The sequence below is a fragment of the Bradyrhizobium sp. I1.14.4 genome (assembly GCF_050435825.1).
GTDB lineage: Bacteria > Pseudomonadota > Alphaproteobacteria > Rhizobiales > Xanthobacteraceae > Bradyrhizobium.
In genome coordinates, this window is the sequence record NZ_JBNDLA010000022.1 from 15,922 (window position 1) to 41,176 (window position 25,255).

Sequence of the window (25,255 nt, forward strand, 5' to 3'; positions counted from 1 at the left end):
CGCCCCGCTCGAGCCTCCCCCCTTTGAGACAAGGATTTTGCATGACCACCTCGCCTCCGGAAACCAAAACCGGCCTGCGCCTCGGCCTCGCCACCCTGGCCGCCACGGGCTGTCTTGTCGCAGTGTTGGCTGCCGGCCTCCCGGTCCGCGCCGCGGAATCCGACCCGGTGCTGGCGAAGGTCAACGGTTCCGAGATCCACGCCAGCGACGTGGCGCTCGCCGAGGAGGAACTCGGCCCGAGCCTCGCGCAGATGGACCCGGCGACCAAGAAGGACAATGTGCTGTCCTTCCTGATCGACATGAAGATCGTGTCCAAGGCAGCCGAGGACAAGAAGATCGAGAACAACGACGACTTCAAGAAGCGCCTCACCTTCACCCGCAACCGCCTGTTGATGGACAGCCTGCTTGCCAGCGAGGGCAAGGCCGCGACCACCGACGACGCCATGAAGAAGGTCTACGACGAGGCCGCCAAGCAGATCACCGGCGAGCAGGAGGTGCGCGCCCGCCACATCCTGGTCGAGACCGAGGACGAGGCCAAGGCGATCAAGGTCGAGCTCGACAAGGGCGCGGACTTCGCCGAGCTCGCCAAGAAGAAGTCCAAGGACCCCGGCGCCTCCGATGGCGGCGACCTCGGCTTCTTCACCAAGGAGCAGATGGTGCCGGAATTCTCCGCGGTCGCCTTCTCGCTCGAGCCGGGCAAGATTTCCGATCCGGTCAAGTCGCAATTCGGCTGGCACATCATCAAGGTCGAGGAAAAGCGCAACCGCAAGGCACCCGACTTCGAGCAGGTGAAGGCCCAGATCGAGACCTATGTGACGCGCAAGGCCCAGGCCGACTACGTCGCCAAGCTGCGCGAGGCCGCCAAGGTCGAGCGCATGGACAAGCCGGCCGAGACGGCCAAGGATGCGGCCGCACCGGCCGATGCCGCCAAGGATGCGCCGAAGCCCGCCGACAACAAGATGGCGCCGGCGAAGAAGTAAGCGTCGCGACACCAACAGCTTCAATGCGCGATGGCCGGGCTCGTCCCGGCCATTTGCGTTTCGCGGTGCATTCGATTTGTCGCGCCGGGATCCATACGCCGCGGCGGAGCTTTTCTTGCCGCGGCAGCAGTTTCTTGAACAATTGATGACGGTGGTTATCGGGCTTGCGCCGGGACGACGCCGTTGCCCGTTCGCGTCACAGGCCTCTCCCGCTTCAGCCGGCGAGATGTTATGCAGCGCTTCCCTCCCCGTAGCCGGAAGCTTCCCGATGTCCACCGCCGTCTCCCCCCTCGCCCCGCCAGACGTTCCCGAGATGCCCGTGATCGCGGGTGTGCGGCTTGCGACCGCTGCCGCCGGCATCCGCTACAAGGGGCGCACCGACGTGCTGCTTGCGCTGATGGACAAGGGCACCACGGTGGCCGGCGTCTTCACCAAATCGAAGTGCCCGTCGGCGCCGGTCGAATGGTGCCGTGCCAAGCTGAAGGGCGCAGGATCTTCCAACAAGGGATCGGCGCGCGCGCTGGTGGTCAATTCCGGCAACGCCAACGCCTTCACCGGCAGGACCGGCAAGGCGTCCACCGCGCTGACCGCGCAGATCGCGGCGAAGGCGGTCGGATGTTCGACCTCGGACGTGTTCCTTGCCTCGACCGGCGTGATCGGCGAGCCGCTCGACGCCACCAAGTTCGACGGCGTGCTGGCGCAGCTCGCCGAGACCGCAACCCCCGATCGCTGGATGGACGCGGCCAGGGCGATCATGACCACCGATACCTTCCCGAAGGTCGCGACCGCGACCGTGAAGCTCGGCAAGGCCAAGGTGACGATCAACGGCATGGCCAAGGGCGCCGGCATGATCATGCCCGACATGGCGACGATGCTGTCCTTCGTCTTCACCGACGCGCCGTTGTCGGCGTCCGTGCTGCAATCCCTGCTCAAGGCCGGCGTCGAGGATACCTTCAATGCCCTGACCATCGACGGCGACACCTCGACCTCGGACACGTTGCTCGCATTTGCGACCGGCGCCGCGGCAGCGCACGGCGCGCCGAAGATCTCGCGCGCCAGCGACCCGCGCCTGAAGGCCTTCACCAAGGCGTTCCAGCAGATCCTCGCCAATTTGTCCGAGCAGGTGGCGCGCGACGGCGAAGGCGCGCGCAAGCTGGTCGAGGTCGTGGTCGAGGGCGCCACCACCAAGCCGTCGGCGCGCAGAATCGCGATGTCGATCGCCAATTCGCCGCTGGTGAAGACCGCGGTCGCCGGCGAAGACGCCAATTGGGGCCGCGTAGTGATGGCGGTCGGCAAGGCCGGCGAGCCCGCCAATCGCGACAAGCTCTCGATCTCCTTCAACGGCATCCGCGTCGCCAGGAGCGGCGCGCGCGATCCGTCCTACGATGAGAAAGAGGTTTCGGAGGCGATGAAGGCGCCGAAGATCCAGATCAAGGTCGCGCTCGGCCTCGGCAAGGCCCGCGACCGCGTGCTGACCTGCGACCTCACCAAGGAATACGTCACGATCAACGGCGATTACAGGTCGTAGGATTCGCCGTCATTCCGGGGCTCGCGTAGCGAGAACCCGGAATCTCGCGCCATAACTTCGAGATTCCGGGTTCGATGCTGGCGCATCGCCCCGGAATGACACCTACGCCATCAACTCGAGATCCGCGCGTCGGCGATGGCCTTCTTGAACAGCGCGTTCATCGCATCGGCAATGCCCTCGGTCGGGCTGACCTCGAAATAGAAGCCCGGCGACGCGCACGCCTGCATGTTCTGCGCGATCTGGCTGTTCGGTGACGGACCGAACGGACCCTGGTTGAACGGATCGATCCAGGTCATGTACCAGCTGTTGGTCGGCAGCCGCAGATAGGTGGTGTAGAGCACCGCGATCTTGATGCCGCGGTTCTTGATTGCCGTGCACAGCGCCGGATTGATCGGCGACTGGCAGCGATTGCTGCCGCTGATCGGCTTCAAACAGCTTGAATTGGGTTCGTCAGCCACGCCATCGGAAACAAAGAACAGATACTTCATCGGCGCCGCCGAGGTGCCGGGGCCCGGCGCGCTGATCGCGTTGCTGATGGCCGGAAACACCGCGCTGAACTGGCTATCCTTGTCGGCAGTATAGGAATCGTTATTGCCGTAGACGCCCATCAGGTCGATGTTGCCGGCCGCGGTCTTGGCGCTCGACAGGCTGGTCGACAGCGAGAACAGCGCGCGCAGGCCGATCGTCTTTGACGAGGCTCCGAAATCGTAGATCGCCATCCGGTACTGGCTGGCATAGGTCGCGGTGTTCGCCGCGGTGTCCATCAACTGCTGGGTCGCGCTGCGCAGCACGTCGATCCGCGTCGTCACACCGAGTGTCTTGGCGAGATTGTAGTAGTTGTTGGCATCGTTGTAGTCGTGGCAGGCGAAGGCGCACTGGTCGGACGTGTTGTTGACCATCTTGGTCACGTCAGTGGGTGTCGCCGCAACCCCCATCGACGGCGAGTTGTCGAGCAGGAGATAGAAATCGATGTAGAGCGGCATGTTCGCGGTCGAGGTCGATGTACCCGTCACGGTGATCTTGCTTCGCCCGATCACGCCGAGGAACATGGTCGGGACATCGGCCTCGAACTTGACCGTCGAGGTGATGGCGCCGCCGCTCTTGGTCATGGTGGGCGTCACGCTCGTCAGCGTGAAGCCGTTCTGGTTGAAGATGTTGCCGTTGAAGATCTTCGTTGCATCGGCCTCGCCCACCGAGATCTCACCGTCGGACGTCATGGCGCCGGCCGCGATGAAGCCGGGCGAACCCTTGGCGACCGATCCGACGCTCGCCGCGTCGGCGGCGGATATCAGCTTGCTGCGGATCTGGTTGGCGCGGGAATAGTCCACCGCGCATCCGACGGCGACAACCAGCGGCAGCAGAGCGAGGCCAAAGGTCATCGCGATGTTGCCGGAGCGATCGCTGCGGAAACGGTTGATGGTCCGGATCAAGGTGCGCATGGGTTATATCGGCAGAGAATATGATGGGCACATAAAAGAGACACCTCACCCTGCCGGCCGCGAATTAAGGCCGGATTATCGCGAGCGCAGAAAATACCCGCAGACACAAATCGTTTGGCGGGGGACGCGTTGCTGGTTAATGAAATCTTGAAGACAGAGCACAAAGGGCGCCCGTGCCGCATGACTGACATCAAGCTGACCCTCGTCGTCGCCTGCGCGCTGGTCGATGCCGACAAGCGCGTGCTGCTGGCGCAGCGCCCCGAGGGCAAGGCGCTGGCGGGCCTGTGGGAATTCCCCGGCGGCAAGATCGAGCCCGGCGAGCGGCCGGAGCAGACCCTGATCCGCGAGTTGCATGAGGAGATCGGCATCACCGTGAGCGAGCCGTGCCTCGCGCCGCTGACCTTCGCCAGCCATGCCTACGCGACCTTCCATCTGCTGATGCCGCTCTACATCTGCCGGCGCTGGGAGGGCATGGCGGTGGCGCGCGAGGGCCAGAACCTCGCCTGGGTGCGCGCGGGCAAGCTGCGCGACTACCCGATGCCGCCCGCGGACATCCCGCTGCTGCCGCATCTGATGGATCTGTTGCTGTGATCTTCTTCGTCTCCCCACTTGCGAGGGAGGCGCGGCTACCCAAAATATCGAAAACAACCCCATGCAAAGTGGCCGGCGGTGGCCGGCGTTCGACCAGGCGACTTGACACGTCGGGCAACTCAGGGATATTCTTCTAATATTCCGAAATCGCGCAGGCGCACGCTCGTCCCAGGGCGTATATGGCATTTGCGTGCTTCTGCAACCGACATTTCCACATCATGGCCGATAGCCATACGCGATAGCCCTGCCCCGCAAGCAGAGAGGGAGCCGTGGCACAGTGCGTCCCTAACGCTTACTTCCCTTCACCGCGGCCTCCAGGCTCGCTCTTGCCGAGCCCGGCTTCAGCGGCTTCGGCTGGCTGTCATGCGGCGCCCAACCGGAGAGCCAGACGATGTCGAAGGTGGCGCGGATGCGGCCGTCGGCATCGGCGAAGCGTTCGGCATAGATCTGCGCCATGCGCAGCATGGTGGCGCGGCGGGTCGGGGCGTGACGGCGCTCGCGCAGCACATTGGTCGCGCCCATCCGCCTGAGATCGGCCATCAGCGCGAACGCGCTGGCGTAACGCACCACGACGCGGTCGACGTCGGTCACCGGCAGCGCGAAGCCGGCCCGCTGCAACAGCGCGCCGACGTCGCGCAGATCGGCGAACGGCGCGACCCGCGGCGACACCCCGCCCTCGCACTCCGCTTCCGCCGCGGCAAAACTCTGCCGCAGCTCGGTCAGCGTATCGCCGCCGAGCATCGAAGCGAGCAACAGCCCGTCCGGCTTCAGCGCCCGGCGGATCTGCGCCAGCACACCGGGCAGATCGTTGACGAACTGAAACGCCAATGCCGAGACCACGAGGTCGAGCGACTCGGGCGGCAGGCCGAGCGATTCCGTCTCGCTGAAACCGATCGCATCGACGGAGGCGACACGCGCGCGCACGACGTCCGCGAGCCCGTCACCCGGCGTCCAGACATCGGCCGCCGCCGAAAAGCTGCGCGATACCGCCTGCAAGCGGTCCGTCATGTCCTCCGAGGCGCGCTCGAGCAGGAACGTCGCCGCCCCCTCGCGCCGCGCACGCGCCAGCCGCGCACCGAGCAATGCGCGATCGAACAAATTGGGGGCGGTGGCCGGGTTCGGTGCCATGCCGGCTGGTTACGCCGGACGACGGCCGCAGGCAATCCGCCTTGAGCCCACGTTGCTCAAACGCTAGCCTCAGCCTCCATGGACGCCGAGGCATCACCGACACGCTCCATTGCCGGTCACTTCGTGCGCGCGCTCGGCGCGGTCGGGGGCACGTGGCTGCGCACCGCGCGGCTGGCGCTCGACATCGCGCTGCCGACGCTGTGCGTGTCCTGCCGCGAGCCGGTTCACGGCGAGGGCGTCTGCGCGGTGTGCTGGGCCCAATTGTCGTTCATCGCGCCGCCGTTCTGCCCGCGGCTCGGCATTCCCTTTGTCTACGATCCCGGGCCGGAGCTGCTGTCGATGGAGGCGATTGCCAATCCGCCGGCCTACCAGCGCGCCCGCGCCGCGGTGCGCTATGACGACGTCGCGCGCACGCTGGTGCACGCGTTGAAATACCAGGATCGCACCGATCTGGCGCCGACAATGGGTCGCTGGATGGCGCGCGCGGGGAAGGAATTGCTACAGGATGCCGACATGCTGGTGCCGGTTCCCCTGCATTGGCGGCGCGGCTGGAGCCGGCGCTACAACCAATCCGGCGCGCTCGCCAAGGTGATCGCGCGCCAGAGCGGCGTCAGAATGGTCCCAGAGGCGCTGCGGCGCGTTCGCGCCACCGAGCAGCAGATCGGGCTGTCACGCAAGGACCGCGCCAGCAATGTGCAGGGCGCATTCGGGGTCGCCGATGAACGCAAGGCTGACATCCGGGGCCGCCGTGTGATCCTGGTCGATGACGTCCTGACCTCGGGCGCGACAGTGGATGCCTGCGCGCGGGCGCTGTTGCGCGCCAAAGCGGCGCAGGTCGACGTGCTGGTGTTCGCACGGGTTGTCGACCAGCACCGCGCTCCCATATAATCTGACATTCAGGTTCAACCGAGCGCACCATGACCGCTGCCATTGAAATCTACACCCGGCCGAGCTGCGGTTATTGCAGCGCGGCCAAATCGCTTCTGACGCGCAAGAACGCTGCGTTCACCGAATTGAGCGTCGCCAACGACCCGGCCTACCGCGACGAGATGTACAATCGCGCCGGCAGCGGGGCGACCTTCCCGCAGATCTTCATCGACAAGACCCATGTCGGCGGCTGCGACGAGCTCTACGCGCTCGACCGCGAGGGCAAGCTCGATGGCCTGCTCAGCAACGGAGGCGGCGCCTGATGAGCACGGACAACATTTTCACCGCCGCCATGGTGCAGATGCGCACCGGATTGCTGCCGGAGCCGAGCCTGGAGCAGGGCACGCGGCTGATCCGCGAAGCGGCGGCGCAGGGCGCCAGCTATGTGCTGACTCCTGAGGTCAGCAACATGATGCAGCTGAACCGCAAGGCGCTGTTCGAACACCTGGCAAGCGAAGAGGACGACAAATCGCTGCAGGCCTACCGCGCGCTGGCCGCCGAGCTGAAGATCCATCTGCATATCGGCTCGCTGGCGCTGCGCTACTCGCCGGAGAAGGCGGTCAACCGCTCGTTCCTGATCGGGCCCGAGGGCAATCTGCTCGCGAGCTACGACAAGATCCATATGTTCGATATCGATCTGCCGGGCGGCGAGAGCTATCGCGAATCGGCCAACTACCAGCCCGGCGAAACCGCCGTGATCTCCGACCTGCCCTGGGGCCGGATCGGACTGACGATCTGCTACGACGTGCGATTCCCGGCGCTCTATCGCGCCCTGGCCGAAGCCGGCGCCTCGTTCCTCACGGTGCCCTCCGCCTTCACCCGCAAGACCGGCGAAGCGCATTGGCACACGCTGCTGCGCGCCCGCGCCATCGAGACCGGCTGCTTCGTGTTCGCAGCAGCCCAAGCCGGCCTGCATGAGAACAAGCGCGAGACCTTCGGCCATTCGCTGATCATCGACCCCTGGGGCGAGATCCTCGCCGAGGGCGGCGTCGAGCCGGGCGTGTTCCTGGCCGACATCGATCCCGCCAAGGTCGAGACCGCGCGCAAGACCATTCCCTCGCTGCAGCATGGCAGGCGTTTCGGCATTGCCGACCCCAAGGCCGGCCCGGAGCATCTGCACCTCGTCCGGGGTTCGGCATGATCCACTACACGTTGCGCTGCGAGCGCGGCCATCAGTTCGAGAGCTGGTTCCAGAGCTCCACGGCCTATGAATCGCAGGAGCGGCGTCACCTGATCGATTGCCCGTCCTGCGGCTCGAGCAAGATCGAGCGCGCGATCATGGCTCCGCAAATCGTCAGCAAGAAGGGCCGCGAGCCGGCCCGGGCGGCACCGGCTGCCCCCGTCGAGGCGACGCCTGCCGAATCGACGTCGCTGATGATGGCGCAGGAGCGCGAGCTGCGCAGCAAGCTGAAGGAACTGCGCGACCACATCGTGAAGAATGCCGACAATGTCGGCGAGCGCTTCCCGAACGAGGCGCGCAAGATGCATTACGGCGACATCGAGCATCGGCCGATCTACGGCGAGGCCTCCCCCGAAGAGGCGCGCGCGCTGATCGACGAAGGCGTCGAGGTCTCGCCACTGCCGACGCTGCCGGAAGACCGGAATTGACCTCGACCTGGCAGGTCTGGGCGTTTCTCTCCGCCATTTTCGCCGCGCTGACGGCGATCTTCGCCAAGGTCGGCGTCGAGGGCATCAATTCCGATCTCGCCACCCTGATCCGTACCGTGATCGTGCTGATCACGCTGTCGGCCATCCTGTTCGCGACCGGGCAGTTCACCCAGCCCGGGCCGATCTCGGGCAAAAGCTGGTTGTTCCTGCTGCTGTCCGGGCTCGGCACCGGCGCGTCGTGGATCTGCTATTTCCGCGCGCTCAAGCTCGGGCCCGCCACACTCGTCGCGCCGATCGACAAGCTCAGCGTGGTGCTGGTGGCGCTGTTCGGCGCCGTCTTCCTCGGCGAGCGCCCCTCGGCCTATGGCTGGATCGGGATCGCGCTGATCTCCGCCGGCGCGGTGCTGATCGCGGTGAAGGGCTGAGTCATTCAAGCAGCGATCAGCAGCGCGACGCCGATCACGATCAGGACGATGCCAATCACCTCACGCAGCGAGAACGGCTGCTTGAGCGAGACATACGCCACGCCCTGTGCGAACAGCACCTCGATCAGCGCCAGCGTGCGCACGTTGGCGGCGGCGGTGAGCGCGAACGCAAGGAACCAGAATTGCGATGAGAACGCGCCCATGAAGCCCGCGAACATCGAGGGCCGCCACAGCTTCAGGATCGACTTCAGCACGTCGGGCGCGCGCAGCAACAGATAGATTGACAGGATCAGCGTCTGGACGAACAGGCTCCACATCAGCGTGCAGGACGCTGCCGTCACAAACGAGACGCCGGGCACGGCAATGATGGCGCCGCGAAAGCTCACCGCCGAGATCGCGAACACCGCGGCGGCGCCGAGGCCGAGCACGGTCGGGCGCAGATCGGCAAAACTCTTCTGCCCGCCGGGCCGCAGCGCGGTGACGACGACGCCGATCGTCGCGATCACGATCGCGATCACCTTGATGGTCGTGAGATGATCGCCGAGGAAGATGAAGCCGAAGATCGCGGTCTGGATCGCCTCGGTCTTCATGTAGGCCGTGGTCACCACGAAGGAACGGTCGTTCATCGCCAGCAGCATGAAGCCGGTGCCGACGATCTGGCTGAGCGCGCCGACCACGAGCCACGGCCAGAACGACTCCGCCGGCCACGGCACGCGATCGCCGGTCAGCAGCACCGCCAGCGCAAAGAACACCACCGAGAACGGCAGGCCGAACAGGAAGCGGATATTGGTCGCGCCCCAGGTCCCGAGCGGCCCGGTGAGGTGCCGCTGCATCGCATTGCGCGCCACCTGCCCGAACGCAGCGACGATGGTGAAGGGGATCCAGAGCGAGGAGATCGTGAACATCTGCGAGGGAAGGTGTGCCGGGGCGGGAGTGTGCGCGCAGCGTGCCGATTGCCGCTGACGCGGTCAACCGAGGCAGCGCATGACTGGGCTGCGATCCAGCCGCAAACTCACTGTCGTCCCTGCGAAAGCAGGGACCCACAGGAAGCGGTTCGTGGCACCATGGTTGAACGGGCCACAACACCGGTCAGGTTTGGCGAAACGTGGAGCAGAACACGTCCTGAACTCAGATCGCGCTCAACAACGTCAGCCGGTGGCTATGGGTCCCTGCTTTCGCAGGGACGACACGGATGTATCGGCGAAAGCCGGGCTAACTTCACTGACCTTGAGCCGTGAGCAAGGGCACGCCGATACCCCCCGTCGTCCCTGCGAACGCAGGGACCCATAATCACAGGAAGCCGTTCGTGGCACCATGGTTGAACGGGCCATAACACCGGTCAGGTTTGGCGAAACGTGGAGCAGAACACGTCCTGAACTCAGATCGCGCTCAACAACGTCAGCCGGTGGCTATGGGTCCCTGCGTTCGCAGGGACGACACCGATGTATCGGCGAAAGCCGGGCTAACTTCACTGACCTTGAGCCGTGAGCAAGGGCACGCCGATACCCACCCCCGTCGTCCCTGCGAACGCAGGGACCCATAACCGCAGGAAGCCGTTCGTGGCACACCAGTCAAACAAGCAGGTCGCTAAGGTCTCGCCACTCGGGGTTTTCTCGCTCGATCAGTTCGATCTTCCAGTCGCGCTTCCATTTCTTGAGCTGCTTCTCACGCGTAATGGCTTCCTCGGCACGCTCATATGATTCAACGTGGACCAGGCGATAAACGGCGTAGGTCTTGACGAACGACGATCCGTTCCCGTTGCGATGCTGCTCAAGCCGCTTCTGAACGGAATTCGTCACGCCGATATACAGCGTACCGTGACGTCGGCTTGCGAGGATGTAGACGTAGTACATGCTCGGAACGCGGACCTTCGTCCAATTATCTCGGCCGGTGGTTATGGGTCCCTGCTTTCGCAGGGACGACACCTTCCAGAGGAAACATCGTCTCACATCTCCACCATTTGTACCACAAGCACGCTGTCGCCCCTGCGGAAGCAGGGGCCCATAACCGCAGGGAGCCGTTTGGGGCGCGGTGGTTGAACGAACGATAGACGACTGGTGATTGATCGGATTCCGAAGGAGGGCAAATCCTGAACTTAGATCGCACTCAACAACCGAGGCCGGTGGCTATGGGTCCTGCGTTCGCAGGGACGACACTGGTCATGTGGAGACAGCGCCGCAAACTCACACCTCTTCCGCCACCACCATGTAGTTCACGTCCATGTCGGTCGAGACCGTCCATTTGTCGGCAAGCGGGTTGTAGACCACGCCGGCCTGCTCGGTGACGCTGAGGTTGACATCGCCGAGGTAGCGCTCGAGCTCGGCGGGGGTGACGAACTTGCTCCACTCATGGGTGCCGCGCGGCAGCCAGCGCAGCACATATTCGGCGCCGACGATCGCCAGCGCGAAGCTCTTCCAGTTGCGGTTCAAGGTCGAGACCACCATCAGCCCCCCGGGCTTGAGCATGACAGCGCAGCGCTTGATGAAAGCGCCGACGTCGACGACGTGCTCGACCACCTCCATCGCCAGCACGATGTCGAAGCGCTCGCGCGCGTCCATGTCCTCGATCGTGGTGCAACGGTAGTCGATCGACAGATGCCCCTTGTCGGCATGCAGCTTCGCGGCTGATATGTTGGTGGCGGAGGGATCGATCCCGATCACCTGGGCGCCGAGCCGCGTGAACGGCTCGCACAACAGCCCGGCGCCGCAGCCGATGTCGAGCAGGCGCAGGCCGGACAGGCAGCTCAGGCTCTTGGCGTTGCGCTCGAACTTGCGGCAGGCGGCGTCGCGGATATAGGTCAGGCGCAGCGGATTGATCTTGTGCAGCGGCGCCATCTTGCCGTGCGGATCCCACCATTCATCCGATAGTTTTGAGAATTTCGCGACCTCGGCCGGATCGACCGAGCTGGCGGAGGCATTGGCGGAGGAATTTGGAATCGTTGATTGCGTGGCCATGATTGCGCGCGCCCCTATCGCGCGGTGATCGAATTGCGGAACGACAGCGGCGAGGCGATCGTCTTGATGGTCTCGATGCCCTCACCGACGCCGCGGATGGTGACGTCACCGTAGTTGAGCAGTCGCCCCATGATGCTCTGGTTGACGTCGACGCTCTCGACCTTGTCGAGGCTCATCTCGAAGGTGCGCCGCTTGATGAAGCCGCTCTTGTGCACCACGCGGAAATTGGTGACGTCGGTTTCCGTGGTCCAGCGATGGAACCAGGCCGCGCCGGTCCAGTACAATGCGGCGACCGCGACCACGGCGGCGGCCGCCAGGCAGGCCAGCACGAGGCCGTCGACCGTCGTCATCCGCGACAGGATCAGCAGCGCCAGCACCACGATCCACGCCCCGATCGCCGGCAGATAGAACATCCAGTGCGCATTGGTGGAATACAGCACCTTCTCGCCAGGCTGCAGGATTTCGTCGATATAGCGTCCCATCCAATCCGCCTTCGAGTTACCCCCGAGTCACCCTCGCGCCACAGCCCACCCGCAACCGGTAAAATCACCCCCACGGGACCTCAAGGGACCCCAATGGAGCCCTACCAACCGGCTTGCCCCCGGGCGCGGCGCTATTGTATACGCGCCTTTCGGTCCCCGCGCTTGCGGTTTTCGGCGTGGGTTAACCTACTTATCCTCTTAAAGGAATAGACGCGTCGTCATGGGCCGCCTCGTGATGAAATTCGGCGGTACATCCGTCGCCAATATCGATCGCATCCGCAACGTCGCGCAGCATGTGAAGCGCGAGGTCGACGCGGGCCACCAGGTCGCCGTCGTCGTCTCCGCGATGTCCGGCAAGACCAACGAGCTGGTGGCCTGGTGCACCGAGGCCTCGCCGATGCACGATGCGCGCGAATATGACGCGGTGGTCGCCTCCGGCGAACAGGTCACCTCGGGCCTGCTCGCGCTCGTGCTGCAGGGCCTCGGCATCCAGGCGCGCTCCTGGCAGGGCTGGCAGATCCCGATCAAGACCTCGGACGCGCATGCCTCGGCGCGCATCCTCGATATCGACGGCAGCGAGATCATCGACCGCTTCAAGGAACGCAAGGAAGTCGCCGTCATCGCCGGCTTCCAGGGCATCAACCCGCAGTCCGGCCGCATTACCACGCTCGGCCGCGGTGGCTCGGACACCTCCGCGGTGGCGATCGCGGCCGCGCTTCGCGCCGACCGCTGCGACATCTACACCGATGTCGACGGCGTCTACACCACCGACCCCCGCGTGGTGCCGAAGGCGCGCCGGCTCGACAAGATCGCGTTCGAGGACATGCTGGAGCTGGCCTCGCAGGGCGCCAAGGTCTTGCAGGTTCGCTCGGTGGAACTCGGCATGGTGCACAACATGCCGATCTTCGTGCGCTCCAGCTTCGACAAGCCAGAGGATATCGACCCGCACGCCAACCAGCCGCCGGGCACGCTGATCTGCAGCGAGGAGGAAATCATGGAAATGCACGTCGTCACCGGCATCGCCTTCTCCAAGGACGAAGCCCAGATTTCCGTGCGCCAAATCGAGGACAAGCCCGGCGTGGCCGCGGCGATCTTCGGGCCGCTCGCGGATGCCAACATCAACGTCGACATGATCGTGCAGAACGTGTCCGAGGACGGCAAGACCACCGACCTCACCTTCACCGTGCCGGCCACCGACTATAACCGCGCCAAGGACACGATCACCTCCGCCAAGGCCAAGATCGGCTACATCAGGCTCGACACCGCGACCGACGTCGCCAAGGTCTCGGTCATCGGCAGCGGCATGCGCAGCCACGCCGGCGTCGCCGCGAAGGCGTTCAAGGCGCTGGCCGAGCGCAACATCAACATCCGCGCCATCACCACCTCCGAGATCAAGTTCTCGGTCCTGATCGATGCCGCCTACACCGAACTCGCGGTGCGCACGCTGCACACGCTGTACGGTCTCGACCAGACGTAGGGCCTTTCCCCGTCATTCCGGGGCCGGCGAAGCGGGGGCCGGAATCCATTCGCACGGGGTCCGCGGCCGAATGGATTTCCGGGCTCGACGCAACGGGTCGCCCTCAGGTGCACAATTGCGCACCGGGGAATGACGTGGATGGATCCCTGCCCCTCACGATTGGAACAGGCGGTCTCCCCCAGTCCCGTCCCGGAGTTAGAATTTCTCTTAGCGGGCGCAGCATTGGGCTGACGCAGACGTTATTTGCTACTGGCAGGTGTTTTGCTTGGCAAAGCAAGCCTCGATTGGCTATACGGCCAGTCAGGCAGGTTGTCGCAAACTGTGGCACAGTTTTAGCGATCCCGAATCGGCGGAAACTGGTGCGAGCGGCGACGCCGAATGACTAAAATTGTTGTTTTTGACGAGTTTTACGCCAGCGGCCGGCCGCCCCGGTGCGCCGGCCTCGTGGGGAGGGACTGAAGCACATGCGGAGCGCGTCGGGAGGCCCCCGCATCCTGTTGAGACGGCTCCGCGAAACCATGGCGGAGCAGGTCTCCGCCCAGGAGCGCCTCGACAAGATCGTGGTGCTGATCGCGGCCAACATGGTGGCCGAGGTCTGCTCCTGCTATGTGCTGCGCGTCGACAACACGCTCGAACTCTACGCCACCGAAGGTCTGAACCGCGACGCCGTGCACCGCACCGTGATGAGCGCGCATGAGGGCCTGGTCGGCCTCGTCGCCAGCGAGGCGACGCCGCTCAATTTGTCCGACGCGCAAAGCCATCCGGCCTTCGCCTACCGCCCGGAGACCGGCGAAGAGGCCTACCACTCGTTCCTCGGCGTGCCGATCCTGCGCGCCGGCAACACGCTCGGCGTGCTCGTGGTGCAGAACCGCGCCAAACGCACCTATGTCGAGGAAGAGGTCGAGGCGCTGCAGACCACCGCCATGGTGCTGGCGGAGATGATCGCCTCCGGCGAGCTTGCCGCGCTGGCGCAGCCCGGCGCAGAGCCCGCCGCACGGCACTCGCTGCACAAGACCGGCGCAGTGCTCTCCGACGGTATCGCGCTCGGCCATGTCGTGCTGCACGAGCCGCGCGTCGTCATCACCAACTACATCGCCGAGGACCTGCCGAAGGAGATCAAGCGGCTCGACACCGCGCTGGCGAACCTGCGCGCCGATCTCGACCGCATGCTGGAGCGCGGCGACGTCGCCGATGGCGGCGAGCACCGCGAAGTGCTGGAAGCCTATCGCATGTTCGCCAACGACCAGGGCTGGTCGCACAAGCTGCATGAGGCAGTCGCCACCGGCCTCACCGCGGAGGCCGCCGTCGAGCGCGTGCAGTCCGACACCCGCGCGCGCATGCTGCGCTCGACCGATCCCTATCTGCGCGACCGCCTGCACGACCTCGAGGACCTCGGCCATCGCCTGATGCGGCAACTGGTCGGCCAGGACCATGCACCGTCGCGCGAGCAGCTGCCTGACAACGCCATCCTGATCGCCCGCGCGATGGGCCCGGCGGCGCTGCTCGACTATGACCGCAAGCGGCTGCGCGGCCTGGTGCTGGAGGAAGGCACCGCGAATTCCCACGTCTCGATCGTGGCGCGTGCGCTCGGCATTCCCGCGGTCGGCGAGGTGCCGAACGCGCCGGGCATCGCCGATCCGGGCGACGCCATCATCGTCGACGGCATTTCCGGCGAAATCTATGTCCGCCCCTCCGCCGAGATCGAATCGGCCTACGCCGAGCGCGTCCGGTTCCGGGCGCGGCGGCAGGCGCAATATTCGGCGCTGCGCGACAAGGCTTGCGTGACCAAGGACGGCCAGCCGATCGAGCTTCTGATCAATGCCGGCCTGACCATCGACCTGCCGCATATCGACGACACCGGCAGCGCCGGCATCGGCCTGTTCCGCACCGAATTGCAGTTCATGGTGAGCCCGAACCTGCCGCGTTCGAGCGACCAGCTCGCGCTGTACCGCACCGTGCTCGACGCCGCCGGCAGCAAGCCCGTCACCTTCCGCACGCTCGACATCGGCGGCGACAAGGCGCTGCCTTATATGGAGACCGTGGTCGAGGAAAATCCCGCGCTCGGCTGGCGCGCGATCCGGCTCGGCCTCGACCGCCCCGGCCTGCTGCGCGGCCAGATCCGCGCGCTGCTGCGTGCCGGCGGCGGCCGCGCGCTGAAGATCATGTTCCCGATGATCTCCGACATCGCCGAGTTCGATCAGGCCAAGGCGATCGTCGAACGCGAGCTGACCTATTTGCGCCAGCACGGCCATTCGCTGCCCGAGCGCATCGATATCGGCACCATGGTGGAAGTCCCGGCCCTGCTCTACCAGCTCGACGAGCTCCTGAAGAAGGTCGACTTCGTCTCGGTCGGCTCCAACGACCTGTTCCAGTTCCTGTTTGCGGTCGACCGCGGCAATGCCAAGGTCTCCGAACGCTTCGACATCCTGTCGGCGCCCATCCTACGCGCGCTGCGCGACATCGTGCGCAAGGCCAAGATTGCGAAGAAGGCCGCTTCGCTGTGCGGCGAGATGGCGTCGAAACCGATCGGCGCGCTGGCGCTGATCGCGCTCGGCTACCGTTCTCTTTCATTGTCTGCGACCGCGCATGGCCCGGTCAAGGCGATGATCCTTGACCTCGACGCCAAGAAGGCGGAGGCGATGATCAACCCGCTGCTGGACGCGCCCGTTGGCAGCGTGTCGATCCGCCAGGCGCTGACGAAGTTTGCGGAAAACGAGGGGCTGGCCTTGTAGCGACGCTGCCGTCGCCTCCGCCGCCCTTCGCGCTTTCAGCAATTCGAGATACCGCCATGCTACCCGAAGCCAAACTCGACGTCCTGCTCGCCCATCACGCCTCGCTTGAGGCCGAGCTGCTCGGCCAGGTCAACTCCGAGCGTTATGTGCAGATCACGCGCGAGCTCGCCGAGCTCAATCCGCTGATCGACGCGGTGAAGACCTATCGCTCCGCCCGGGCCGAGCTCATCGATACCGACGCGATGCTGGCCGACGCCGGCACCGATCCCGAGATGCGCAGCATGGCAGAGGCAGAGCTGGAGACGCTGCAGGCGCGCATCGGCGAGCTCGAGCAGAAGATCCGGATCGCGCTGTTGCCGAAGGACGCGATGGACGACCGCAACGTGATGCTGGAAATCCGCGCCGGCACCGGCGGCGACGAGGCCTCGCTGTTCGCCGGCGACCTGTTCCGGATGTATGAACGCTTCGCCAGCCTGCAGGGCTGGAAGGTCGAGGTGATCTCGGCGAGCGAAGGCACCGTCGGCGGCTACAAGGAAATCATCGCCGAGGTGCAGGGCCGCGGTGCGTTCGCCAAGCTGAAATTCGAGTCCGGTGTGCACCGCGTGCAGCGCGTGCCGGACACCGAGACGCAGGGCCGCATCCACACCTCGGCCGCCACGGTCGCCGTGCTGCCCGAGGTCGAGGACGTCGACGTCGACATCAAGAACGACGACCTGCGGATCGAAACCATGCGCGCCGGCGGCGCCGGCGGCCAGCACGTCAACAAGACCGAATCGGCGATCCGCATCACCCATCTGCCGACCGGCATCGTGGTGATGATGCAGGACAGCCGCTCGCAGCACAAAAACCGGGCGTCGGCGATGAACATCCTGCGCTCGCGCATCTACGATGCCGAGCGTCAGCGCGTCGACGCTGCGCGCTCCGCCGACCGCAAGGAGAAGGTCGGCTCCGGCGACCGCTCGGAGCGCATCCGCACCTATAATTTCCCGCAAGGGAGAGTCACCGACCATCGCATCAATCTGACGCTCTACAAGCTGCCGCAGGTGATCGCGGGCGAGGCGCTCGGCGAACTGATCGATGCGCTGACCACGGAGCACCAGGCCGCACAGCTCGCGGCCCAGGGCGCCGCGGCGTGAACAGATCCGGCTGCTGGCACCATTGATCGTCGTCGTCCCTGCGAAAGCAGGGATCCATAACCACAGGGCGTCATTGTTGATCCCGATATCGACCCCGACCGCCCAGATCGAAGGGCCGCGGCGTATGGGTCCCCGCTTTCGCGGGGACGACGTGTGGTTGGTGTTACGCAAGGACACCGCGTGATGGCGCCTGTGGTCCGCGCAACGGTAGAGACGGCCCGCCGCGAGCTCACCGCGCGGCTGCAATCCGCCGGCCGTGACGCCGCCGAACTCGACGCGCGACTGCTGATCGGCGCCGCGCTGGGGCTCGATCTGACCGGCATGGTCACCGGCGCCAAGCGCGCGCTGACCCAGGACGAAGCGGATCGCCTCGAGCGCCTCGCGCAACGCCGTCTCGTCGGCGAACCGGTCGCGCGCATTCTCGGCATCAAGGAGTTTTGGGGATTGCCGCTGCGTCTCTCGGCCGCGACGCTGGTGCCACGCCCCGACACCGAGACCGTGGTCGAGCGCGCGCTCGAGCTGCTGCGCGCCGATGGCATGGCCGAGCGCGCATTGCGGATCGCCGATCTCGGTACCGGCTCCGGCGCGATCCTGCTGGCACTGCTCTCGGAACTGCCCCACGCGCATGGCTTCGCCACCGACATCTCGGCGGAGGCGCTGCAGACGGCGAGCCGGAATGCCGCCGAGCTCGGACTTGCAGCTCGCGCGACCTGGATCGCGTGCGACTATGGCAGCGGGCTGACCGGCGCGTTCGACCTGATCGTGTCCAATCCGCCCTACATCCCCTCGGCCGACATCGCCGGCCTCGACATCGAGGTGCGCAAGCACGATCCGCGCGCGGCGCTCGATGGCGGTGCCGACGGGCTTGACGCCTACCGCGCCCTGATTTCGCAGTCTGCGGGTCTTTTGACCCCGGATGGATTACTGGTTGTAGAAGTCGGGCAGGGCCAGAGCGGCGATGTTGAAGCGCTGATGACGGCATCCGGGTTATCCCCGACGGGGCCGCCCAAGGCCGATCTCGGGGGCATTCCGAGGGCCGTTTCCGCCCGCCGGCTGCCCCGATAAAGTCCTATTGGAACGCAAAAAAACCTCTTGGATTATCCCCCGGGAACGACTACGTTCCGGGCACAACATCGGTGCTGGCCCCGTAATCGTTACGGGTGATGACCAGGGCTCAGCAGAGCCCGCCGATCGAAAGGTTCCAGGAACGCAGGTCTCACTGAGCGCAATAGCCGAAGCTGTGCTGCTCTCGACCGCCAAGCGAACGAAAGCCTGCTATTGCGCTTGAAGACTTACGCACGAGAACTGGGCCTGTCTCGACGGGCAGAATGATTTGGTCGCTGGCGCGTTTTGTCGGCGGTTGGGGAACGCGTCTTTGCTGAACGCGACTTTGCTGAACGAGATGGTCGGTGACATCGAAGCTACTTCGGACGCTATTGCGATTCCGTGTGCGTCGGGATGTGCCGAATCGAACACTGAGAATCGACGACACTGAGAATCGACTGTGAGAATCGAACGTGAGAATCGGACGGCGGACTGCAATAACTTCAGGGCTGGAATAAAAGGCGACAGATGAGAAACGGTCAGAACAACAAGCGGATGCGCAACCGGAATAACAACAACAATAACAACAACAATAACCGGCGCGGCCAGAATCCCCTGACACGGGTGTACGAATCGAACGGACCTGACATCAAGATCCGCGGCACGGCCTCCCACGTGGCCGAGAAATACGTCCAGCTTGCCCGCGATGCACGCTCCTCCGGCGATCCGGTGGCAGCTGAAAACTACTACCAGCACGCTGAGCACTACTTCCGGATCATCGCGGCCGCGCAGGAGCAGTTCCGGCAGAATCAGCAGCAGCCGCGCCCCGATGCCGAGGTGACGCCGACCGAAGACAGCGACGACGACAGCGACGGCTATTCGAGCTTCGGCCAGGAGCCGGGTTTCGTGCCGCAGCAACAGCAGCCTTTCATGCGCGACACCGGCCAGCAGCCCTACGTGCGCGAGCAGCAGCAGCAGCCGCCACGCGAACATCGCGAGCGTGACCAGCAGCCGCGTGAGCATCGCGAGCGTGAACATCGTCCGCAGCCGCAATATCAGCCGCAACCGCAGAGCCAGCCGCAGCCCGCGCTGGCCGATGCCGGTGGCGTCGATCGTCTGCCCTCGTTCATCACAGGCGGCGCACAGCCGCAGGTCAACGGTGGCGCCTATGAAGGCAATAATGGCGGCGCAGCAGAACGCGGCGAACGGAGCGAGCGCTTTCCGCGCCGCCGCCGCCGTCCGCACGGCCCACGCCCCGACATTGCGGCGCAGCCGACGCCAAGCGACGACTTCAATCCGGGCAACGAATAAACGCAGACATGCGTCACCCTCCCCTGCACGGGGGAGGGCGAATAATCCGCGCAACGACTCCGAGTCGCGTCACGACTCCGAGTCGCGTCACGGCTCCGAATGAGTCGAATTGCGCGTCGCCCCTGATGACGGCACCAGCACGGGCTGCAACGACGGGATCAGCCGTGTCCGCTCGCGGTGCGCGGGGATCGCACGATAGACCTGCTTGCTCGCTTCCACGATATGCACGCCGGCGAACGGCATCGACAGCGCGGCGCCGACCCGCTCCCACGCCATCGCCGAGCGCAAGAACCAGCTCCCCTGAACCGGCGGCATGAACAACGCCTCGCCCCACGACGACGGCGTGAACCAGGTCTGCCGCAACAGCTGGGTGATCTGCGCCCGCGAATAGGGCCGGCCATGACCGAACGGCGTGGCGTCCGTGCGCGTCCAGACACCCCGCCTGTTCGGGATGATCGCGATCAGCCGCCCCGACGGAGACAGCACCCGCCACACCTCGCGCAACAGCCGCTCGGGATCGTCCGACATCTCCAGCGCATGAACCAGCAGCACGCGATCGACCGCGGCATCGGGCAGCGGCATCGAGAATTCGTCGATCAGGGTCGCCAGCGCCGGTCGCCCGGTCGGCCATTTCAACACGCCCTGAGCCGCCGGCATGAAGGCAATGCAGCGCTCGCAGGTATCGCGGAACAGGCCGAGATAAGGCGTCGGATAGCCGAGGCCAAGCACGCGCTGGCCATCCGCATTGGGCCACCGTGCGCGGATGCCGCGGTTGATCAGCTGCCGCGCCACGATGCCGAGGCGCTGCGAATAGAAGTCGCGGAGGTCGATGACGTCCATGGCCGCTAGCCTAACATGCCCCCTGCAGCCGGGGAGCGCGTAAAATTGCGTTGCCGCCGGAGCGTTAACGCCATATTTCACCCCTATATTGGACGCGTTAAAAGCATGATCCGACGCGGCGGGAACCGGTTTCGCGAGATCATGCTCTGACGTGTTCGTCCCGTTTGTTCGTGGAGATATCATGACCGCCGAAATTCGTACCTTCAGCTGCCTCACCGACAATTTCGGATACCTGATCCACGATCCCGCCACCAAGGCGACGGCGTCGATCGACGCGCCGGAGGCCGGCCCGATCATCAAGGCGCTGGAACGTGAAGGCTGGACGCTGACCGACATCCTGATCACCCATCACCATGGCGACCATGTCGGCGGCGTCGCCGAGCTGAAGCAGAAATACGGCTGCCGCGTCGTCGCCCCGCACGACCAGTCGGCGAAGATCGCCAATGTCGACCTGCGTGTCGCGAATGCCGATGTCATCAAGGTCGGCAGCCTGCTCGCGCGCGTGGTGGAGACGCCCGGGCATACGCTCGACCATATCTCCTACGTGTTCGACAGCGAGAAGGCGGTGTTCGCCGCCGACACGCTGTTCTCGATCGGATGTGGCCGGGTGTTCGAAGGCACCTATCCCATGATGTGGGATTCGCTGCTGAGGCTGCGTTCGCTGCCGGACGATTTCCGTCTGTATTGCGGCCATGAATACACCGCCGCGAACGTGAAGTTCGCGCTCACCATCGAGGCCGACAATCCGGCCCTGCAGGCGCGCGCGGAGGAAGTCGCAAAGCTGCGCGCCGAAAACAAGCCGACAATCCCCGTTCTGCTCGGCGACGAGAAGAAGGCCAACGTGTTCCTGCGCGCCGACGAGCCTTCGGTCGCCGCCAAGCTGCACATGAAGGGCGCCGACCCGGCGCTGGTGTTCGGTGAGCTCCGCGAGCGCAAGAACAAGTCGTGATGGCCGACCTCTCCGCTGCCGACATCATCGCGCGGCTTGAGCTAAAGCCGCATCCGGAAGGCGGGCATTATCGCGAGACGTTTCGCGACGAACGCTGCGACGCCGACGGACGCGCGCATTCGACCGCGATCTACTTCCTGCTCGCGCGCGGCGAGCGCTCGCACTGGCACCGCATCGACGCCGTCGAGATCTGGCACTATTACGCCGGCGCGCCGCTGACCCTGCAGATCGCGCAGCACGGCGATGCACCGCATTCGATCACGCTCGGACCGGATGTTGCACGCGGCGAACAGCCTCAGGCGATCGTGCCGCCAGGCGCCTGGCAGGCCGCGGAAAGCAGCGGCGACTGGACGCTGGTCGGCTGCACCGTCGCGCCCGGCTTCGAGTTTGCAAAATTCGAGCTCGCGCCGAAGGGGTGGCAGCCCGCGTCGTAGCAACTCTCGCAGGATGGGTGGAGCGACTTGTCCGCCGTCGCTCGAAGAGCGAAGGCGGAAGCGAAACCCATCCTACATTCTTTTTCTCAGCACCATGTCCTTGGCCGCGATCAGACCGCCGCCGGCGATGAGGATCGCGGCGATGGCGATGTTGGCGCTGGGCCTGGCAAAACCCGCTGCAATCAGGAACGCCGTCGAGAGCAGCGGCGTGGCGTAGGATGCGGCGCCCAGCACGCGGATGTCGCCGCGCTTCATGCCGACGTCCCAGGCAAAGAATGCGGCGCCCACCGGACCGATGCCGAGTGCTGTGACGGCCAGCCATTGCAGCGCGGTCGCGGGCCACACCGTGGTCTCCACCATCATGTGCACAAGCGCGGCAAGCACCGCCGTCGCAAGGCAGAAGCCCGCCACCGCATCTGTCGGCACCGCCTTGAGCCGGCGCGACATCACCGAATAGGCCGCCCACACGAACGCCGCGACAAAGGCCGCCGCGAAGCCTGGAATCTGCGCTCTTGTGAAGGCGCCGGTGTTGCCGGCGAACAGCAGCACGGTGCCGGCAAGGCCAAGCAGCGCACCGATGATGTGATGGATCGCGAGCCGCTCGCCCGGCAGCAGCGACGAGAACAGCACGATCAACAGCGGCCAGAGATAGTTGAGCAGGCCGGCCTCGGCCGGCGGCGCGAAGCGCAGCGCCAGGAAATACAGCGCGTGATAGCCGAACAGCCCGCCGACGCCGACGACCCAGGCGATCAGCGGCTGCTTCAAGGCACCGAAGGCGGCCGGCCGCAGCAGGAAGCTTGCGAACGCGACCGCGGCGCCGATCGCAAACGTCATGGCGGCGAGCTGGAACGCCGGAATCGCCCCGGTCGCGACCGTCATGACCGACAGCAACGACCACATCAGGATGGCGGTCAGTCCGACAAGGGTGGCAGTTCGGGTCGTCATCTGAATTCAATCCGTCGTGGCCGGGCCAACCACGTCTTTGCTTCGCGTCTCGCGGTTGTAACGACGAAAATGCCCGGCACAAGGCCGGGCATCACGACTTGATTGAGTGCGCCTGCGACGCGACGACGCTTCTCGCGTCAGGCGTGATACTGGCCGCCGTTCACGGTCAACGTCGAGCCGGTGATGAAGCCCGCCTCGTCGGCCGCGAGGAAGACCACCGCACGCGCGATTTCCTCGGGCTCACCGAGGCGGTTGACCGGAATCTGCGGGATCACGTTCTTCTCGAGTACGTCCTTCGGCACCGCCTGCACCATTTCGGTGTTGATATAGCCCGGACAGATCACGTTGACGGTGATGCCGCCCTTGGCGTTCTCGAGCGCTAGCGCCTTGGTGAAACCGATGTCGCCGGCCTTTGCCGCAGAGTAGTTGACCTGGCCGAACTGGCCTTTCTGGCCATTGATCGAGGAGATCGAGATGACGCGACCGAACTTGCGGGCGCGCATGCCCTCGATCACCTGGCGCGTCATGTTGAACAGCGAGCCGAGGTTGGTATTGATCACGGCATTCCACTGCTCCAGCGTCATCTTGTGGAATGCGGTGTCCTTGGTGATACCGGCATTGTTGACGAGCACGTCGACCGGGCCGAGATCGGCCTCGACCTGCTTCACGCCGGCCGCGCAGGCGTCGAACGATGCGACGTCCCACTTGTAGACGGGAATCCCGCTCTCCGCCTTGAACTTCTCCGCCGCGGCGTCATTGCCGGCGTAGCTCGCCGCCACCTCGTAGCCCGCCGCTTTCAGCGCCTTGCTGATCGCAGCTCCAATACCGCGCGTTCCGCCCGTCACCAATGCAACACGTGCCATGTCCGTCTCCTCCTTGGCCGTCTTTTATAACCGGATCGCTCCGGCCTTCGCACTCACAACCCCTCGAAACAAAAATGCCCGGCGCAAAGCCGGGCATCATGTCTATCAGCTCGCGCCGCGGTTGACAGATGATCTTTTCATCACCTAACCGGCCTCGCTGCCTTTTGTTCAGTCGCGTGCAACGCACATAGCGATGCCCATGCCGCCGCCGATGCACAGCGTCGCGAGGCCCTTCTTGGCGTCGCGCTTCTGCATCTCGTGCAGCAGCGTCACCAGCACGCGCGCACCCGACGCGCCGACCGGATGGCCGATCGCGATCGCGCCGCCATTGACGTTGACCTTTGCGGGATCCCAGCCGAGGTCCTTGTTGACTGCGCAGGCTTGCGCGGCGAACGCCTCGTTGGCCTCGATCAGGTCGAGGTCGGCGATGTTCCAGCCGGCCTTCTTCAGCGCCGACCGCGAGGCGGGGATCGGACCGGTGCCCATGATCTTGGGGTCGACGCCGGCCTGGCCCCACGACACGATGCGGGCGAGCACCTTCTTGCCCTGCTTGGCGGCTTCCTTGGCGGTCATCAGCACGACGGCGGCGGCGCCGTCATTGATACCCGAGGCGTTGCCGGCGGTCACGGTGCCGTCCTTCTCGAAGGCCGCGCGGAGCTTGGCCATCGCATCGAGCGTGGCGCCGTGGCGCGGATACTCGTCGGTGTCGACCACGATATCGCCCTTGCGGGATCTGATCGTGACCGGGACGATCTCGTCCTTGAACCTGCCGGCCTTCTGCGCCGCCTCGGCCTTGTTCTGCGAGCCGACCGCGAACTCGTCCTGCTGCGAACGGGTGATCTGGTACTGCTTGGCGACGTTCTCGGCGGTGTTGCCCATGTGATAGCCGTTGAAGGCGTCCCAGAGGCCGTCCTTGATCATGGTGTCGACCAGCTGCAGGTCGCCCATCTTGACGCCGGCGCGCAGATATTGCGCATGCGGAGCCATGCTCATCGACTCCTGGCCGCCGGCGACGACGATCGAGGAATCGCCGTTGAGCAGCGCCTGGTAGCCGAGCGCCACCGTGCGCAGGCCCGAGCCGCAGAGCTGGTTGACGCCCCAGGCCGGGCTTTCCACCGGAATGCCGGCCGCGATCGAGGCCTGGCGGGCCGGGTTCTGGCCCTGGGCGGCGGTGAGAATCTGGCCCATGATGACTTCGGAGACCTGACCGCCCTCGACGCCGGCGCGCTCCAGCGCCGCCTTGATGGCGATCGCGCCGAGGTCGTGGGCCGGCGTGGTGGCGAACGCGCCGTTGAAGCTACCGACGGCGGTGCGGGCGGCGCTGACGATGACGACATCGTCTGACATGGACATCTCCTATGTGTTGTCGCTGGGTTTCTCGACGGCGGGCGGCCGGTTGGCGGGCCTGTCTCTTGATGACTATCCTGTAAAGCTCATTGAGCCATGTCAATCGAACTGTCGC

25 protein-coding genes are annotated in these 25,255 nt (G+C 65.3%); 15 read left to right on the top strand and 10 right to left on the bottom strand.

The window, feature by feature from the left end; translation table 11 throughout:
• Window positions 1–41: 41 nt before the first annotated feature.
• Window positions 42–980: a peptidylprolyl isomerase gene (locus tag ABIB78_RS30280; RefSeq protein WP_429031219.1), complete on the top strand. Its 939-nt coding sequence runs from the start codon at window positions 42–44 to the stop codon at window positions 978–980.
• A gap of 268 nt (window positions 981–1,248) precedes the next feature.
• Window positions 1,249–2,508: a bifunctional glutamate N-acetyltransferase/amino-acid acetyltransferase ArgJ gene (gene argJ, locus ABIB78_RS30285; RefSeq protein ID WP_429031222.1), complete on the top strand. Its 1,260-nt coding sequence runs from the start codon at window positions 1,249–1,251 to the stop codon at window positions 2,506–2,508.
• Window positions 2,509–2,618: 110 nt separating this feature from the next.
• Here argJ and ABIB78_RS30290 read toward each other — a convergent pair whose 3' ends face one another.
• Window positions 2,619–3,947 carry a TadE/TadG family type IV pilus assembly protein gene (locus ABIB78_RS30290; RefSeq protein WP_429031225.1) on the bottom strand — a complete coding sequence of 443 codons (1,329 nt, stop codon included), beginning with the start codon at window positions 3,945–3,947 and terminating at the stop codon, window positions 2,619–2,621.
• A 180-nt stretch (window positions 3,948–4,127) separates the two neighbouring features.
• Here ABIB78_RS30290 and ABIB78_RS30295 point away from each other — a divergent pair, with 180 nt between their 5' ends.
• Window positions 4,128–4,538 carry a (deoxy)nucleoside triphosphate pyrophosphohydrolase gene (locus ABIB78_RS30295; protein ID WP_429031227.1) on the top strand — a complete coding sequence of 137 codons (411 nt, stop codon included), beginning with the start codon at window positions 4,128–4,130 and terminating at the stop codon, window positions 4,536–4,538.
• 285 nt (window positions 4,539–4,823) lie between these two features.
• On the opposite strand, the gene ABIB78_RS30300 is transcribed toward ABIB78_RS30295, so the two are convergent.
• Entirely contained in the window at window positions 4,824–5,666 is an 843-nt protein-coding gene (locus tag ABIB78_RS30300; RefSeq protein WP_429031230.1) for a methyltransferase domain-containing protein, read from the bottom strand.
• 78 nt (window positions 5,667–5,744) lie between these two features.
• On the opposite strand from ABIB78_RS30300, the gene ABIB78_RS30305 reads away from it, so the two are divergent.
• The 5 genes from ABIB78_RS30305 to ABIB78_RS30325 are packed head-to-tail and all read left to right on the top strand — an operon-like array spanning window position 5,745 to window position 8,626.
• Window positions 5,745–6,554 carry a ComF family protein gene (locus tag ABIB78_RS30305; protein WP_429031232.1) on the top strand — a complete coding sequence of 270 codons (810 nt, stop codon included), beginning with the start codon at window positions 5,745–5,747 and terminating at the stop codon, window positions 6,552–6,554.
• A 29-nt stretch (window positions 6,555–6,583) separates the two neighbouring features.
• Window positions 6,584–6,856: a glutaredoxin 3 gene (gene grxC, locus ABIB78_RS30310; RefSeq protein WP_429031234.1), complete on the top strand. Its 273-nt coding sequence runs from the start codon at window positions 6,584–6,586 to the stop codon at window positions 6,854–6,856.
• A complete protein-coding gene (locus ABIB78_RS30315; protein WP_429031235.1) occupies window positions 6,856–7,734 on the top strand; it encodes a carbon-nitrogen hydrolase family protein in 879 nt (292 codons plus the stop codon). The genes grxC and ABIB78_RS30315 overlap by 1 nt, the downstream gene beginning before the upstream one ends.
• Window positions 7,731–8,201, top strand: coding sequence for a DUF1178 family protein (locus tag ABIB78_RS30320; protein ID WP_429031238.1), 471 nt, complete (start codon window positions 7,731–7,733; stop codon window positions 8,199–8,201). The genes ABIB78_RS30315 and ABIB78_RS30320 overlap by 4 nt, the downstream gene beginning before the upstream one ends.
• Window positions 8,198–8,626, top strand: coding sequence for an EamA family transporter (locus ABIB78_RS30325; RefSeq protein ID WP_429031240.1), 429 nt, complete (start codon window positions 8,198–8,200; stop codon window positions 8,624–8,626). The genes ABIB78_RS30320 and ABIB78_RS30325 overlap by 4 nt, the downstream gene beginning before the upstream one ends.
• Window positions 8,627–8,631: 5 nt before the next feature.
• Here the strand turns inward: ABIB78_RS30325 and ABIB78_RS30330 are convergent, their stop codons facing one another.
• The 4 genes from ABIB78_RS30330 to ABIB78_RS30345 all read right to left on the bottom strand — a co-directional run bounded on the left by ABIB78_RS30330 (window position 8,632) and on the right by ABIB78_RS30345 (window position 12,062).
• On the bottom strand, window positions 8,632–9,531 hold the full coding sequence (locus tag ABIB78_RS30330; protein WP_429031243.1) for a DMT family transporter: 900 nt from the start codon (window positions 9,529–9,531) through the stop codon (window positions 8,632–8,634).
• 666 nt (window positions 9,532–10,197) lie between these two features.
• Entirely contained in the window at window positions 10,198–10,479 is a 282-nt protein-coding gene (locus tag ABIB78_RS30335) for a GIY-YIG nuclease family protein (protein WP_429031246.1), read from the bottom strand.
• Window positions 10,480–10,809: 330 nt separating this feature from the next.
• The gene (gene ubiG, locus ABIB78_RS30340) at window positions 10,810–11,580 is read right to left on the bottom strand and encodes a bifunctional 2-polyprenyl-6-hydroxyphenol methylase/3-demethylubiquinol 3-O-methyltransferase UbiG (protein WP_429031248.1); all 771 of its coding nucleotides are present in this window, start codon (window positions 11,578–11,580) and stop codon (window positions 10,810–10,812) included.
• A gap of 14 nt (window positions 11,581–11,594) precedes the next feature.
• Window positions 11,595–12,062: a PH domain-containing protein gene (locus ABIB78_RS30345; RefSeq protein ID WP_429031251.1), complete on the bottom strand. Its 468-nt coding sequence runs from the start codon at window positions 12,060–12,062 to the stop codon at window positions 11,595–11,597.
• A 220-nt stretch (window positions 12,063–12,282) separates the two neighbouring features.
• Here ABIB78_RS30345 and ABIB78_RS30350 point away from each other — a divergent pair, with 220 nt between their 5' ends.
• The 5 genes from ABIB78_RS30350 to ABIB78_RS30370 all read left to right on the top strand — a co-directional run bounded on the left by ABIB78_RS30350 (window position 12,283) and on the right by ABIB78_RS30370 (window position 19,762).
• On the top strand, window positions 12,283–13,539 hold the full coding sequence (locus tag ABIB78_RS30350; RefSeq protein ID WP_429031252.1) for an aspartate kinase: 1,257 nt from the start codon (window positions 12,283–12,285) through the stop codon (window positions 13,537–13,539).
• 464 nt (window positions 13,540–14,003) lie between these two features.
• On the top strand, window positions 14,004–16,271 hold the full coding sequence (ptsP, locus tag ABIB78_RS30355; RefSeq protein ID WP_429031254.1) for a phosphoenolpyruvate--protein phosphotransferase: 2,268 nt from the start codon (window positions 14,004–14,006) through the stop codon (window positions 16,269–16,271).
• 56 nt (window positions 16,272–16,327) lie between these two features.
• Entirely contained in the window at window positions 16,328–17,407 is a 1,080-nt protein-coding gene (gene prfA, locus ABIB78_RS30360; protein ID WP_429031257.1) for a peptide chain release factor 1, read from the top strand.
• 183 nt (window positions 17,408–17,590) lie between these two features.
• Window positions 17,591–18,472, top strand: a complete 882-nt coding sequence (prmC, locus tag ABIB78_RS30365) for a peptide chain release factor N(5)-glutamine methyltransferase (RefSeq protein WP_429031259.1) — start codon at window positions 17,591–17,593, stop codon at window positions 18,470–18,472.
• Between the two features lie 507 nt (window positions 18,473–18,979).
• A complete protein-coding gene (locus ABIB78_RS30370) occupies window positions 18,980–19,762 on the top strand; it encodes a DUF4167 domain-containing protein (protein ID WP_429031262.1) in 783 nt (260 codons plus the stop codon).
• A gap of 87 nt (window positions 19,763–19,849) precedes the next feature.
• Here the strand turns inward: ABIB78_RS30370 and ABIB78_RS30375 are convergent, their stop codons facing one another.
• Window positions 19,850–20,602: a class I SAM-dependent methyltransferase gene (locus ABIB78_RS30375; RefSeq protein WP_429031265.1), complete on the bottom strand. Its 753-nt coding sequence runs from the start codon at window positions 20,600–20,602 to the stop codon at window positions 19,850–19,852.
• Between the two features lie 181 nt (window positions 20,603–20,783).
• Between ABIB78_RS30375 and gloB the strand changes: the two genes are divergently transcribed.
• Together gloB and ABIB78_RS30385 are read left to right on the top strand one after the other, a co-directional pair.
• Window positions 20,784–21,551: a hydroxyacylglutathione hydrolase gene (gene gloB / locus ABIB78_RS30380; RefSeq protein WP_429031267.1), complete on the top strand. Its 768-nt coding sequence runs from the start codon at window positions 20,784–20,786 to the stop codon at window positions 21,549–21,551.
• Window positions 21,551–21,985 carry a cupin domain-containing protein gene (locus ABIB78_RS30385; protein WP_429031268.1) on the top strand — a complete coding sequence of 145 codons (435 nt, stop codon included), beginning with the start codon at window positions 21,551–21,553 and terminating at the stop codon, window positions 21,983–21,985. Before gloB ends, ABIB78_RS30385 begins: the two co-directional genes overlap by 1 nt.
• A gap of 72 nt (window positions 21,986–22,057) precedes the next feature.
• On the opposite strand, the gene yddG is transcribed toward ABIB78_RS30385, so the two are convergent.
• The 3 genes from yddG to ABIB78_RS30400 form a co-directional block, all read right to left on the bottom strand.
• Window positions 22,058–22,930, bottom strand: coding sequence for an aromatic amino acid exporter YddG (gene yddG, locus ABIB78_RS30390; protein WP_429031270.1), 873 nt, complete (start codon window positions 22,928–22,930; stop codon window positions 22,058–22,060).
• A 137-nt stretch (window positions 22,931–23,067) separates the two neighbouring features.
• Window positions 23,068–23,793, bottom strand: coding sequence for an acetoacetyl-CoA reductase (gene phbB / locus ABIB78_RS30395; protein WP_429031271.1), 726 nt, complete (start codon window positions 23,791–23,793; stop codon window positions 23,068–23,070).
• A 168-nt stretch (window positions 23,794–23,961) separates the two neighbouring features.
• Window positions 23,962–25,140 carry an acetyl-CoA C-acetyltransferase gene (locus tag ABIB78_RS30400; protein WP_429031274.1) on the bottom strand — a complete coding sequence of 393 codons (1,179 nt, stop codon included), beginning with the start codon at window positions 25,138–25,140 and terminating at the stop codon, window positions 23,962–23,964.
• Window positions 25,141–25,255: the final 115 nt, after the last annotated feature.